Source organism: Streptomyces sp. NPDC001787 (assembly GCF_040297465.1).
GTDB lineage: Bacteria > Actinomycetota > Actinomycetes > Streptomycetales > Streptomycetaceae > Streptomyces.
Window position 1 is genome coordinate 120,184 of record NZ_JBEOZE010000018.1, and the last position, 13,420, is coordinate 133,603.

The window sequence follows — 13,420 nt, forward strand, 5'->3', positions numbered from 1 at the left end:
GGGAGAACCTCCGGGTGGGGATGGGAACGGTCCGGGAAAGGAGCGGGAACGGAAGGGGGACAGGAGGGAAAAGTCGGGGAAAGGGGACAGGGGACAGGGGGCAAGGCGAGAAGTCAGGGAAGGGCAGGGGCGGAGGGCAGGAAGAAGTGCGGCAACGGGCGCGAGGGAGCGGCCGGGCGTGAGCACGCACTCATCCGTGCCGGCCGGCTCCCGGATCGTGCGCGGCGGTGAGACTCCGGCTGCGGGCCCGCAGGAACACTTCCTCGGCCGCCGCCGGATCACCGGGCGTACGGGTGCGGTACGCCCACGGAACCGAGGTGTAGTAGGGGCCCAGCGACCGGAACACCGGTGCCGCCTCGGCGAATTGCAGAGCGCCCCACAGCGCGTGGGCCAGATGGTTCAGATCGAGCAGCGACTGACGGGCCGGGTCGGTACGGTGGAACCAGATGTGCAGCGCCCGTTGGGCGTCCCGTTCCCCGTCCTCGGTGACCCAGTGCAGATCCAGCGCCTTCTCGCCGCCCTTCTCGCGGCGGTACCGCTCCACCCGCACGTACAGCGGCAGCGCATGGAGCGGTGATCCGTCCGGCGCCGAGGAAGCCGCCCATTGTACGAAGTTGACGGCTTCGGACAGCGAACCTCCGCCCCGTCGGGCGTACACGAACTGGAGCATCCGGTGATACGACTCACGGTTGTACGGGTCGCGTCTGTCCGCTTCCGCGAGCAGGCCCCAGGGTCCCGGGAACAGCATCGGCCCCGGAGGTGCCAGCCGGTGTTCCTCCAGCCGCTGCTGTTCATCCAGCTGGGACAGGGCGAGCAGACAGATCCAGGGCACCGGGTCGGCGGGTGAGGCGTGCGCCGCCGACCGGCAGCCCTCCCATGCCTCCTGCCACAACTGCTGTGCGTGCAAACTTCGTTCACGGTGCGCGCGGATGGCGCGTTCCACGACGACCCGGGCGTGCATCACGGCCGCGGCGACGCTGTGGGGTTCCTCGGCCAGCCACGCCTTCACGGCGTCGGAACCCGCGGCCACCGCGCCGAGCACCTGGGTGCGCTGGGTCCACAGGGACCAGTCCGGGGTGCTCTCCAGCAGGTTCCGCATGGAGACCCAGCGGCCGGTGCGCAGGTCCTGCAGAGCGCCGCGCAGATCATTGTCATGGCCGGCGGGGTGGTACACCGGCCGGAAATCACTGGGGGCCATCGGCTCGCCCCGCCCCCGGAGGACCTGAGGGGGCGGGGCGGAACGCCGGGCACCGCGGCACGGCTAAGGGGCTGGTCGTCATGAATCCTCAAGAACGTGGGGGGTGGAGCAGCTGCGGTGAGCGAACTGCGCCGGAGAGTCCGGTTGTTGCTCGGCGGTGAGTGTAGAGCGCCGGGCGCCGATCTTCCGACGACTTTGCGGATCTTACTGAAATAGCTGTTGCCCCAAGGGCGTTGACGTCGGCATTCCGGTTCCGCCAAGGTATCGGGGCCCGGGGTTGACGAATGCCGTGGTCTGCACGACTCTGTGCGTGAAAGACCAATGATCACCATTCCGTTCCCCTCGGGACCACCGCACAGCTGGAGTGTCGATGTCAGGCCCCGTGCTCGCCGTCGACCAGGGAACGTCCGGCACCAAAGCGCTGGTGATCTGCCCCGAGCGCGGGGTGATCGGCTCCGGTTCGGCGCCGGTCCGGCCCCGCTACGGTGCCGGGGGAGCCGTCGAGGCGGACCCCGCCCAGTTGCTCGGCTCGGTCCTCGACGCCGGACGGCAGGCGCTGCGCGACGCGGGCGAGCCGGTCGCCGCCGTCGGCCTGGCGAACCAGGGGGAGACGGTCCTCGCCTGGGACCCCGCCACCGGACGGCCGCTCACCCCCGCGATCGTCTGGCAGGACCGGCGGGCCGAGACCATATGTGCCGAACTCGCCGACCGGGGCGAAGAGTTGACGCAGCTCACCGGTCTCCCCCTCGACCCGTACTTCGCCGCGCCCAAGATGTCCTGGATCCGGCGCGAACTCACCCGCGAAGGCGTCGTCACCACCAGCGACGCCTGGCTCGTCCACCAGCTGACCGGCGCGTTCGTCACCGACGCGGCCACCGCGGGGCGCACCCAGCTCCTCGACCTGGACCGGGTCGACTGGTCGCCCGCCGCCCTGGAGATCTTCGGGCTCGGCGCAGAGCGGCTCCCCGCCGTTGCCGACGCCGACAGCCTCGTGGGCACCACGGCGGCCTTCGGCGGCGAACTGCCGCTGACCGGCCTGCTCGTCGACCAGCAGGCGGCCCTGCTGGCCCAGAACGCCCTGGACCCCGGCATGGCCAAATGCACCTACGGCACCGGGGCGTTCCTCCTCGCCCAGACCGGGGACCGGCCGCGCCGCGGCTCCACCGGTCTGGTCAGCTGTGTCGCCTGGCGGCTCCGCGGACGTACGAGCTACTGCCTGGACGGCCAGGTCTACACCGCCGCCTCCGCCGTCCGCTGGCTCACCGAGCTCGGCGTGATCACCGGGGCCGCCGACCTCGATCCGGTCGGCTCCGCCGTCCCCGACGCGGGCGGCGTCACCTTCGTACCGGCGCTCGCGGGACTCGCCGCCCCCTGGTGGCGCGGAGACCTGCGCGGCTCGATGACGGGCCTCGGCCTGGACACCACGGCGGGCCACCTGGTGCGGGCCCTGTGCGAAGGCATCGCCGCACAGGTCGCCGAACTCGCCGACGCGGCCGGCTCGGACCTCGGCGCACCGCTGTCGGTACTGCGCGTGGACGGCGGACTGACCCGCTCCGCGCTCCTCATGCAGACCCAGGCGGACCTGCTGCAACGGCCCGTCGAAGTCTCCGCGCTGCCCGATGCCACCGCACTCGGGATCGGTGCCGTCGCACGCCTGGGCCTCGATCCGGACCTGCCGGTCCGCCAGGCCGTACCCGCGTGGGAACCCGCCGCCGTGTACGAGCCCCGGATCACGGCGGACGAGGCCGCCGAACGCCGCGCCGGATTCCGTGCGGCGGTGGACACCCTCCTGGAGCGCGCATGACACCCACGGTCACCACGTCCGGGGATCTGCCCGGCGGTGTCACCTACGACGTCACGGTCATCGGCGGGGGAGTCGTCGGCGCGGCGGTCGCCCGCGAACTGGCCAAGTACCCGCTGCGTACCGCACTGGTCGAGGCCCGCGACGACATCGGCGAGGGCACGTCCAAGGCCAACACCGCGATCCTGCACACGGGTTTCGACGCCGTCCCCGGTTCGCTCGAAGCGCGCCTCGTACGCGAGGGGCAGCGGCTGCTGGCCGGGTACGCCACCGGGACGGGCATCCCCGTCGAACGCGTGGGAGCCCTGCTCGTGGCCTGGGACGAAGAACAACATGCGCTGTTGCCGGGCCTGTTGGCGAAGGCGGAGCGCAACGGCTACCACGCGGGGCGCCTTTGGGGAGCCGAGGAGCTGTACAGCCGGGAACCCCACCTGGGGCCGGGCGCGCTCGGGGCCCTCGAAGTCCCCGACGAGAGCATCATCTGCCCATGGACGACCCCCCTCGCGTACGCCACCCAGGCCGCACTGGCGGGAGTCCATCTGCACCTCGGCTGCCGGGTCCTGAGCATCGACAGCGGTCCGCACAGCGGCCCGGACACCGGCTCCGGCGCCGCCCGGCACACCCTCACCACCTCGCGCGGCCCGCTGCACACCCGCTATCTGGTCAACGCCGCAGGGCTGTACGCCGACGAGATCGACCGGCTGCTGGGCCTGGACACCTTCACCGTGACGCCCCGCCGGGGCGAGCTCATGGTCTTCGACAAGCTCGCCCGCGACCTCGTCCGCCACATCCTGCTGCCCGTGCCCACCGCCGCGGGCAAGGGAGTCCTGGTGGCGCCCACGGTGTTCGGCAATGTGCTGCTCGGCCCCACCTCCGAGGAGCTCGACGACAAGACCGACACCGCCTCCAGCGCGGAGGGCCTCCATCTCCTCCGGGAGAAGGGCCGCCGCATCCTGCCCGAGCTGCTCGACGAGGAGGTCACCGCCGTCTACGCCGGGCTGCGGGCCGCCACCGGCCAGGAGGACTACCGGATCCAGGCGCACCCCGACCGGCGCTGTGTCACCCTCGGCGGAATCCGGTCCACCGGACTCACCGCGTCGATGGCCATCGCCTCCCACGCCACCGGGCTGCTCGACGGCATCGGCCTGGATCTCGGCACCCCGCGCGAGCTGCCGGCCGTCACGATGCCCAACCTGGGAGAGGCCTTCCCCCGCCCGTATCTGAGAGCCGACCTGATCGGCCGGGACCCGGCGTACGGCACCATCGTCTGCCACTGCGAACGCGTCACCCTGGGCGAGATCCGCGACGCCCTCGCCGCCACCGTCCCGCCCGGCTCCCTGGACGGCCTGCGCCGGCGGACTCGGGCGCGGGGAGGCCGCTGTCAGGGTTTCGCCTGCGGACCCGCCGTCCGCGCACTGTTCGAGGGGGCCCGGCCGTGACCCGGAACGAACGTGCCGTGGACGTACTGGTCGTCGGGGCGGGCCCGGCCGGTCTCGGAGCCGGAGCCGAACTCGCCGCGTCGGGCGCCGGCCGGGTCGAGATCCTGGAACGCGAACTCGACGCGGGCGGCGTGCCACGCCACTGCCACCACAGCGGATTCGGCGGACGGCTGCGCGGCGGGGACACCGGGCCCGACTACGCCCGCCAGTGCGTCCGGGCTGCCGTACGCGCCGGAGCCGTGCTCCGTACGGGAGTCACGGTCACCGGCTGGGCGAACGCCACCCCTGCCGGATCCGCCGCCGACGGCCCGGCCGGTGCCCCGTCCCCCGCCGGCGCGCACGTCCTGGACGTCACCGGACCGGCCGGGCTGGAGCGGATCACCGCACGCGCGGTCGTCCTGGCCACCGGCGCCCGCGAACGTCCGCGCAGCGCCCGGCTGATCCCCGGTGGCAGGCCACCCGGCGTGTACACCACCGGCGAACTCCAGCAGGCCGTCCATCTGTACCGGCAGCCGGTCGGCAGCCGCGCGGTGGTCATCGGCAACGAACCCGTCGGCCACGCGGCGGCCGACACCCTGCGTACGGCCGGGGTCGAGGTCGTCGCCATGGTCACCGACCAGCCGCCGTCCCCGGTCGCCGCGCTCCTGCGCCTCCAGGGCCGATGTCCGCTCCTCACCCGCGCCACCGTCATCGGACTCGGCGGACGGGCACGGCTGACCGGAGTGACGCTGCGCCACGAGGACGGCCGCACTCTGACCGTCCCCTGCGACACCGTGGTTTTCACCGGTGACTTCGTTCCCGACCACGAACTCGCCCGGCGCGGCGGCCTCACCCTCGACCCCGGCACCCGGGGGCCCGCGTACGACCCCGAGTACCGCACCTCACGGCCGGGGGTCTTCGCCGTGGGCAATCTGCTGCACGGCGTCGAGCGGGCGGGGGTCGCGTCGTCCGAGGGCCGTGCCGCAGCCGCTCCCGTGCTGCGCCATCTCTCCGGGGTGGTGCCCGCGGCCCGGCGTTCGGTGCCGCTGGCGGTCGGGGCCCCGCTGCTGTGGATCGCACCGAACCGGACCGGTCCGGCCGGGGCGCGCCCCCTCCGCGGCCGGTTCGTGCTGCGTACGGCGCGACGGCTGGACCACCCCGTCCTCGTCGTCAGCCAGGACGGGCGCGAACTCGACCGGCAGCGGCTGCTGCTGCCCGCCGTCCCGGGCCGGCCCTTCCACCTGGGCGCGGGCTGGCTGGAGCGGGCCGATCCGCACGGCGGTACCGTGCGGATCACCGCCGTGTGAGCGCCCCGACCTCAGGGGATCAGCAGCCAGTCCGCGCCGACGGCCGCCACCAGGCCCAGGCCCAGCAGCCAACTTCCCAGCCGGGTCCGCCCGTTCCTGCTCAGCTCGATCACGACGCCGCACAGGATCAGCGCGAGCCCGTACACGCCGACGACCAGTACGGACGAGCGGCTGGCGATCCGCAACGCGAGAACCACGGCCATCGCCGCCATACCCACCGAGGAAAGGACGATCCGCAACCGTCGTGCCTGACGTGGCGTCAGTCTCTGCTCGCCGACGGCGGCTGCGGCTATCGGGGCGTCCACGCCTTGGTCCTGTCCCTGGTCCTGGTCAGAAGTGCTCATGGAGCCGGATCGTAATGGCTGCGCGGCACGAGGGTCCGCGGACCGGGAAGATCACGTGCGAGGGGGAGCATCGGAGCGGGCTCCCCGGGCAGCGGCAGCGGAAGTGTTCGGGAAGCGTCCGGGGCGCGGTCGGGGGAGAAGCTTCAGGCGATGGACGCCGAGACGACGGCGGAGACGGCGAGGTTGCAGGACCCCGTCACCCAGACCGCCGGGTGCGGCTCCCGCTCGACCAGCGTGGCCCCGAGCTTCCCCGGAGTGACCAGGTCGACCACCAGGAACGCCACGGCCATCAGCACCAGGCCGAGCACCCCGAAGGCCGCGGTCGAGACCAGCCCCTTGCCGAAGTCCTCGTACGTCGTCCAGATCGAGGTGAACACGATGCCCCCGATGCCCAGCAGCGCCGAACTGAGCAGCACGGCCGCGTTGCGGTTGCGCTCCTCCCAGATCTGCCGGCCCAGCCTGCCCGGCGTCAGAAGATCGACCAGGAATATGCCGAGCACGAGCAGTACGACGCCGAGGGCCCCGTAGGCGGTGGCGCGGCCGAGGCCGTTGATGATGTCGGTCATCGGAAGTCCGTCTCCAGAGCAGGCGGTGGGAACAGGGAGAACACACGGGCAGCAGGGGGAAACACGTGGGGTACAGGAAAAACACAGGGGGATCAGGGAAAACGCATCGGGAAGAGGGAAATCTATCGCACACCTGATCGCACACTTTCGCGCTGCCCTTGGTGTTCCTACTTCCGCAGCCGAGGCGCCTCCACCGCCGCGTCCACGTTCCCCGAACCCTCCGCGGCCGTCGCCGCGCCCGCCTCCACCCGCCCGGCCAGCTCCGTCGCCCAGCCGACCAGGGAGCCGACGCCGATACCGTGCGGATCGGTGTCGCGGAAGGCGCTGATCGCTCCCGCGCCCCGGCGCAGCAGCCGCGCCCCGCCCGCCGTGTTGCCCCGGGCCGCGTGAGTCAGCCCGACGGCCAACTGGGCCAGCCCGCGCCACAGTTCACGCTCATTCTCGGGCCCCGACTTCCAGGCGTCCTCGAACACCTCGTGCGCATGGAAGGGCATCCCCGCGTCCAGCAGCCGCTGCGCCTCCCGCACGGTCTGCTCCGGGGTGCGGACCACTCCTTCCGGCTGCCGCTCCACCCCCGGTGCCCCGTAGGGGAGGGGCCGCCCCAGCCCGTCCCGGGGGCGCGCGTTGCGCGCCCTGCCCTCGGCGTCACGGTCCCTGCGAGTTTCGTCCACTACCCGATTGTGCCCCGTACCTGCGAGGAATGGCTTGAACACTGTCCGTGGGCCCCCGCGCACGACTAGGCTCGACAGTCGTCAGTACCACTTTGGGGAAGGGTGGGCATGAAGCCGTCCCGGCCGTTGTACGAGCGTGAACCGGAACTCGCCGCTGCCGCAGCGGCCGTGGATGCCCTGTGCGGCGCCCAGGCGGCCGGCGGACTGGTGGTCTTCAGCGGTGAGGCGGGCATCGGCAAGACCGCGCTGCTCGCCGAGGTCCAGTCGATGGCGGCCGACCGCTGCACCGTCTGGTCGGCCCGCGGCGGTGAGACGGTGACCTCGGTGCCGTTCCACGTCGTGCGGCAGCTGCTCCAGCCCGCGTTCGACCGGTTCGCCGCCGATGAGACCCGGGCGCTGTTCGGCGACTGGTACGAGATCACGGCACCCGCACTCGGCCTCGCCGAACCGAGCGGTCCTCAGCCCGACCCGCAGGGTGTCCGCGACGGCCTCGACTTCTTCGTCTCCCGGCTGGCCTCACGCCTCAGCCACCGGCCGCTGCTGCTCATCGTGGACGACGCCCACTGGGCCGACGGCGAATCGCTCGCCTGGCTGGCCTCGTTCACCGCACGCCTCGCTGAACTCCCGCTCCTGGTCGTCCAGGCCCACCGGCCGCAGGAAATGGCCGAGCGCGACGCGAGCTACGCCGCCGACCGGGACGCCGAGCGCAACCCGGCCGGCAACGCCCCGCTGGTCCGGGTCGCCCTGCGCGCCCTCACCCCGGACGCCACCGCCGAACTGGTCCGCGCCGCCCTCGGCGAGCACGCGGACGACCCGTTCTGCCGCGAGGTATGGGCCGTGACCGGCGGAAACCCCTACGAGGCCGTCGAGCTGGTCGCCAAGGTCCAGGACCGTGAGCTGCCGCCGGTCGAGGAGTCGGCGGGCACACTGCGGGAACTGGGCGCGTCCGCCCGCGGCAGCGGACTCGTCGCCCGGCTCGAACGGCTGGGCACGAACGCCAACCGGTTCGCGTGGGCCGCCGCGGTCCTGGGCACCGACATCTCCCAGGAACTCGCCGCCACCCTGGCCGGGATGAGTTCGGCGGAGGCCGCCGACTGCACGGCGCGGCTGCGCGACGCCCGCATCGTCAGCGGTTTCGACCCGCTGGAGTTCGTGCACCCGCTGATCGCCACCGCCGTCTACCGCTCCATCCCGCCGGCCACCCGCACCGCGATGCACGGGCGGGCCGCCTGGGCCATCAACCGCGCCGGGCTCGGCGCCGCCGCGGCCTCCCGGCACCTGCTCGAAGTCCACCCGGACGACGACCAGGAACTGGTCGCCCAGCTCCGCGAAGCCGCGGGCCAGCACCTCGCCGTCGGCGCTCCCGAAGCGGCCCGGCGCTGCCTGGAGCGCGCACTGGAGGAGCCGCCCCGCCCGCACGCGCGGGCTGCCCTGCTGTACGAGCTGGGCTGCGCGACGCTGCTCAGCTCACCGCCCACCACGGTGCGCCACCTGCGGTCGGCCCTCGATCTGCCGGGACTGGACGACGGACTGCGGGTGGACGCCACGTTCCGGCTGGCCGCGGCCCTCGCCCACAACAACCAGTTGAGAGACGCGGCGCTCGCGCTGGCCGCCGAAGCGGCCCGTACGGCTCCGGGCCCCGGACTGATGCGGCTGCAAGCCGCGCACTTCCTCTGGGAAGGCATGCAGGCCACCGAGTCCGACGGCCCGAGCCGCTCCCGGCGGCTCGCCCGCAACGCCGATCATCTGGAGGGCCGCGACAACGCCGAACGGGCGCTGCTCACCCTCCGGGCCTTCGACGCCATGCTGCGGGGCGAGAACTCCCAGGTCGTCGTCGACCTCTGCGAACGCGCGCTGGTCGACGGCAGCCCCGCGCGAGGTCTCGGCTGGACCGACTCCGAATGGGGCTTCGAGCTTCCCACGATGGTCGGCATCGCCTACGCGTTCACCGACCAGCTGGACCGGGCCGAGAGCCTGTTCGGCGAAGCGGTGCGCGCCTTCGAGATCTCCGGATGGAGCGGGGCGCACCTCGCCTTCGCCCACACCCTGCTCGGACTGGTCCACCGCCGTCGCGGCCGCCTCGCCGAGGCCGAGGGATTCCTGCGCGAGGGACTGCGCCTCGCCGACCGGGTCGGCAGCGGGCTGCCCGTCCACTGGGACGCCACCTGTTTGCTCATCGACACCCTGCTCGCCCGCGGACGCACGGCGGAGGCCCGCATGGTCGCCGACCGTTACGACTTCGGCGCTCCCTATCCCAGTGCCATGGTGCTGCCCGACGCTCCGTGCGTCCGCGGCCGGCTGCTGCTGGTCGAGGGCCGTACGAAGGAAGCCGTCACCGAACTGGAGGCGGCGGGCGCGGCCCTGGAGCCACGCGGACGGTTCAACGGTGTCTGGGCACCCTGGGCCGGCGACCTCGCCCGCGCCCTGGTCGACGACGACCCGGCACGCGGAGCCCAGATCGCCTCCCGCGCCAGGGTGCACGCCGAACGGTTCGGTACGGACACCGCGATCGGCGAAGCCCTGCGCACGGTTGCCCTCTTCGCCCCGCCGGAGGAGTCCACCCGTCTGCTCGCCGAGTCCGTCCGCCACCTGGAGAAGTCCTCGTCCGCGTACGAGCACGCCCTGGCCCGGGTGGACTACGGAATCGCGATCCGCTCGCACCGGGAGCTGGCACGGGCGCAGAAACAGGCCATGACCTGTGGAGCGGAAGGGCTCGCCGCCCGCGCTCAGCAGGCACGGGCGTCGATCCGGTCCTCGGAGTGAGGTAAAGTTCCTCTTGCGCGGCCACCCGGGGCAACCGGGAGGTAACGCATCGGGACGTGGCGCAGCTTGGTAGCGCACTTGACTGGGGGTCAAGGGGTCGCAGGTTCAAATCCTGTCGTCCCGACTGGAGACAGTCGCAGATCAGGGCCGGTTTCGGAGAAATCCGAAACCGGCCCTCGGTCGTTTCTGGGCACCGATGGGGGTCCAGCGTCCTTGACCGGCGTCAGCGGGGCGTCGATGACGGGGCTCGGCAGTGAGCGCGGTGCGCGGAGAGCGCAACGGTGCGCGGAGACGGCGCTCGTGCCATCCCGAAGCGTGGTGGGCGGCGACCGGGTCCCGTGCGGCCCCCGCTCCTCCCGCAGTTCGCGCGGCAAGGGGCGACCTCGGTGTTCAGGCGCAGGCGTCCTGGACGGCGGCTCGTCGCACGGTGCGCAGCGTCGACCGGAGGCTGTCCAGATCGGTCGAGCCCAGAGCGAGGCGGATCGCCTGCGGTGTGTGGACCGAGGTGGTGAACGGCTCGGCCGTGGATACCGAGATGTGCTGACGGGCGAGGGCGGCGGTCAGGCGATCGGCGCGTGAGCCGTCGGGAAGGGGCAGCCAGGCGAAGTAGGACGAGGGGTGGCTGATGAGGGACAGGCCGGCCAGCTCTTGTCCGGCGAGTGCCTGGCGTGCCTTGGCGTCGTCCCGCTTCTGCGCCTCCAAGTGGTCCACCGTGCCGTCGTCGAGCCAGCGGCAGGCGATCGCGGTGGTGAGGGCCGGGGTGTTCCAGGTGGTCGCCCGAATCGCACGTTCGAGGGACGGCACCGCGGACGGCGGGGCGACGACGAAGCCGACCCGCAGGCCGGTGGCGACGTTCTTGGACAGTCCCGAAACGTAGAAGGTGATGTCCGGCGCTGACGCGGCCAGGGGTGGTGGCGGATCCTCCACCAGGTAGGCGTAGGAGGCGTCCTCGATGATGAGCGGGCCGTGCCGTCGGGCGATCCTGACCAGGCGCGTGCGATCGGCCGCCGGCATGACCCGGCCCAGGGGGTTGTGCAGGGTGGGCATGGTGTAGATCGCGCGCACAGGACGGGTCGCGCACAGCTTCTCCAGGGCATCGAGATCCGGTCCGTCGGCGGTTACGGGTATGGGCTCCAGGCCGAGACGGAGGGAGTGCGCGAGCACCTTGAAACCCGGGTAGGTGAGCGCGTCGACCGCCACGACGTCGCCGGCGTCGAGCGCGGCCATGACGGTGATGGCCAGGCCGTGCTGCGCACCGTTGGTGATGAGGATCCGGTCCGCGCCGGTGGTGAGTCCCCGGCGCCTCAGGTGCCGTGCGACCGAGGCCCTGTCCTGGGGGCGTCCTCGATGGGGCTGGTAGCGCAGCAGCGAGTCGAGATCCCCGGAGGTGGCCACCTCGCGCAGGGCCTGCCGGAGGAGGTCGGCCTGTCCGGGCAGCGACGGATGGTTGAAGGTGAGGTCGACCGCGTCGGTGGCGACGGCCTGCTGGTCGATGCCGTGGCCGGCGGGGACCGCGATGTCACGCACGAAGGTGCCGCGGCCCTGTTCCCGGCTCACCAGACCCATCGCTTCCAGCTCCGCGTACACCCGGGTCGCGGTCACCACGGCGATGCCCTCACGGGCGGCGAGCCCGCGGTGCGTCGGCAGCCGTACGCCCGCGGTGAGCCGCCCGCCGCGGATGTCGGCGGCGAACGCGTCGACCAGTGTTTTGTACCGCGAGGCTGACATGCACCGGATTGTACGCATGACAATTCTTTGACTGTCCTGTGCGCGGCTCCCTACCGTCACGACCACCCACCCTCCCGGAAGGACAACCGCCGTGCACATCGCCATCCTCACCTTCGAGGGCTACAACGAGCTCGACTCCCTGATCGCGCTCGGTGTGCTCAACCGCGTCAGGACCGACGACTGGCGCGTCACCATCGCCACCCCCGGCCCCCGGGTGACGTCGATGAACGGGGTGGTCATCGAGCGGATGTCCACTCTGGAGGAGGCGTGCGCCGCCGACGCCGTCATCGTCGGCAGTGGCATCGCCACCCGCGAGGTCGTGGAAGACCCGGCGATCATGAACATCCTGGGCAGCCTGGACCCCTCGCGCCAGCTCATCGCGGCACAGTGCTCCGGCGCGCTCGTCCTGGCCGGGCTCGGCCTGCTCAACGGCATCCCCGCCTGCACCGACCTGATCACCAAGCCCTGGGTCGTCGCCGCCGGCGTCGAGGTGCTCAACCAGCCCTTCTACGCCAGGGGCGGCATCGCCACCGCCGGCGGCTGCCTGGCCTCGCACTACCTCGCCGCCTGGATCATCGCCCGACTCAAGGGCCACGACGCCGCGGAAGGCGCGCTGCACTATGTCGCCCCGGTCGGTGAGAAGGAGGAATACGTCAAGCGCGCCTGGCGCAACATCACCCCCTACCTGCCCGCTCCCGCGCCGGCCCTCCGGTGAACGCCGGCCGCTCGCGGCCGGACACCTGCCGGGCCTTGGACAGGGAGGCCGCGCCGTGACTTTCCCGGCGGGCCGATCGAGGCGTTTCCGCCATTCCCACGAAGACCAACTCAACGTAAAGTCAGGGGACTTGAATAGTCAGGAGAATCAGGAGCCCGCGTGGAGATCGTTGTCCTGGCTTTGTGCGCCGTGGCCGCCTACGGACTTTTCCTGAAGACCCGAACCGTGCTCCACGCCTGGCGGCTCCCCGACCTTTCCATCAGCACGGACCGGCTGGACGTCTACCAGAAACAGGCGTTCCAGGAGATCTGCCGAAGATCCCCGAGCCTCGGTACCCGAGTCCGGCTGGCGCCCTACTTCGATGAGCGGCACTGGAACCGTGCCGACGCCCTGCTCGTCCTCGCGGAACCCGTCAAACACAAACTCGTACGCATCGAGGGATGGAAGTTCGGTTCCTACGCCCTCACACGCAAGGGCTGGCGCGAGTACCGGAAGCACTTCATGTGGACAGGGATCAGTGACGAATCGATGCACATAACGGCCTCGGCGGGCGGCTTCGCGGCGGTCAACGTCAACAGCCCTCACGGGGTGGCCCAGAGCAGCGGGCGTGACAGCAGCGCCGACCTGTCCGGCATCTCGTACCACCAGCTGGCCACTGCCCTCAGGGCCGACTCGGAAGGTGCCCGGCCCGAGGAGGCGGTCAGGGCACGGGAGTATGCCGAAGACCTGACGGACGCGGTCGGCGCGCAGGACGCCGACCGGGCCAACCGTGTCCTCGGCCGCGTCAACACCCTCCTCGCAACCGCGAGTTCCGCCTTCACTCTGACCAGGAACCTGCTGCCGCCCGGCAGCTGAGCCCGGTCCGCCTCGCACCGCTCGGCCTGCGGGGGCCGGTGACGGGCGAACCAG

11 protein-coding genes and 1 tRNA gene are annotated in these 13,420 nt (G+C 72.0%); 7 read left to right on the top strand and 5 right to left on the bottom strand.

All coding sequences use genetic code 11. The features are described from left to right. Nucleotides 1-190: 190 nt before the first annotated feature. A complete protein-coding gene (locus ABT170_RS24030; RefSeq protein WP_351870591.1) occupies nt 191-1,198 on the bottom strand; it encodes a hypothetical protein in 1,008 nt (335 codons plus the stop codon). A gap of 370 nt (nt 1,199-1,568) precedes the next feature. Between ABT170_RS24030 and ABT170_RS24035 the strand changes: the two genes are divergently transcribed. From ABT170_RS24035 to ABT170_RS24045, 3 genes are read left to right on the top strand one after another with little or no spacing between them, the layout of a single operon-like run. After that, nucleotides 1,569-3,002 (top strand): FGGY family carbohydrate kinase, encoded by a 1,434-nt coding sequence (locus tag ABT170_RS24035; RefSeq protein ID WP_351870594.1) that lies wholly within the window; start codon nt 1,569-1,571, stop codon nt 3,000-3,002. Continuing rightward, nucleotides 2,999-4,438: an FAD-dependent oxidoreductase gene (locus ABT170_RS24040; RefSeq protein ID WP_351870597.1), complete on the top strand. Its 1,440-nt coding sequence runs from the start codon at nt 2,999-3,001 to the stop codon at nt 4,436-4,438. The genes ABT170_RS24035 and ABT170_RS24040 overlap by 4 nt, the downstream gene beginning before the upstream one ends. Next, on the top strand, nt 4,435-5,724 hold the full coding sequence (locus tag ABT170_RS24045) for an NAD(P)/FAD-dependent oxidoreductase (RefSeq protein ID WP_351870600.1): 1,290 nt from the start codon (nt 4,435-4,437) through the stop codon (nt 5,722-5,724). Before ABT170_RS24040 ends, ABT170_RS24045 begins: the two co-directional genes overlap by 4 nt. An 11-nt stretch (nt 5,725-5,735) precedes the next feature. Here ABT170_RS24045 and ABT170_RS24050 read toward each other — a convergent pair whose 3' ends face one another. The 3 genes from ABT170_RS24050 to ABT170_RS24060 all read right to left on the bottom strand — a co-directional run bounded on the left by ABT170_RS24050 (nt 5,736) and on the right by ABT170_RS24060 (nt 7,305). Then, complete coding sequence (locus ABT170_RS24050; RefSeq protein WP_329947279.1) at nt 5,736-6,068, bottom strand: hypothetical protein; 333 nt, start codon at nt 6,066-6,068, stop codon at nt 5,736-5,738. A 143-nt stretch (nt 6,069-6,211) separates the two neighbouring features. Then, nucleotides 6,212-6,634: a DUF350 domain-containing protein gene (locus ABT170_RS24055; protein ID WP_329947278.1), complete on the bottom strand. Its 423-nt coding sequence runs from the start codon at nt 6,632-6,634 to the stop codon at nt 6,212-6,214. A 167-nt stretch (nt 6,635-6,801) separates the two neighbouring features. Continuing rightward, on the bottom strand, nt 6,802-7,305 hold the full coding sequence (locus ABT170_RS24060) for a DUF309 domain-containing protein (protein WP_329947277.1): 504 nt from the start codon (nt 7,303-7,305) through the stop codon (nt 6,802-6,804). 108 nt (nt 7,306-7,413) lie between these two features. On the opposite strand from ABT170_RS24060, the gene ABT170_RS24065 reads away from it, so the two are divergent. Both ABT170_RS24065 and ABT170_RS24070 read left to right on the top strand, forming a co-directional pair. Then, on the top strand, nt 7,414-10,068 hold the full coding sequence (locus tag ABT170_RS24065) for an ATP-binding protein (protein WP_329947276.1): 2,655 nt from the start codon (nt 7,414-7,416) through the stop codon (nt 10,066-10,068). 50 nt (nt 10,069-10,118) lie between these two features. Continuing rightward, a tRNA-Pro gene (locus tag ABT170_RS24070) sits at nt 10,119-10,192 on the top strand. Between the two features lie 266 nt (nt 10,193-10,458). Here ABT170_RS24070 and ABT170_RS24075 read toward each other — a convergent pair. Beyond that, nucleotides 10,459-11,796, bottom strand: coding sequence for an aminotransferase-like domain-containing protein (locus ABT170_RS24075; RefSeq protein WP_351870605.1), 1,338 nt, complete (start codon nt 11,794-11,796; stop codon nt 10,459-10,461). 91 nt (nt 11,797-11,887) lie between these two features. On the opposite strand from ABT170_RS24075, the gene ABT170_RS24080 reads away from it, so the two are divergent. Next, nucleotides 11,888-12,511 (top strand): DJ-1/PfpI family protein, encoded by a 624-nt coding sequence (locus ABT170_RS24080; protein WP_351870608.1) that lies wholly within the window; start codon nt 11,888-11,890, stop codon nt 12,509-12,511. Nucleotides 12,512-12,670: 159 nt separating this feature from the next. Continuing rightward, nucleotides 12,671-13,366 (top strand): hypothetical protein, encoded by a 696-nt coding sequence (locus ABT170_RS24085; protein ID WP_329947273.1) that lies wholly within the window; start codon nt 12,671-12,673, stop codon nt 13,364-13,366. Nucleotides 13,367-13,420: the final 54 nt, after the last annotated feature.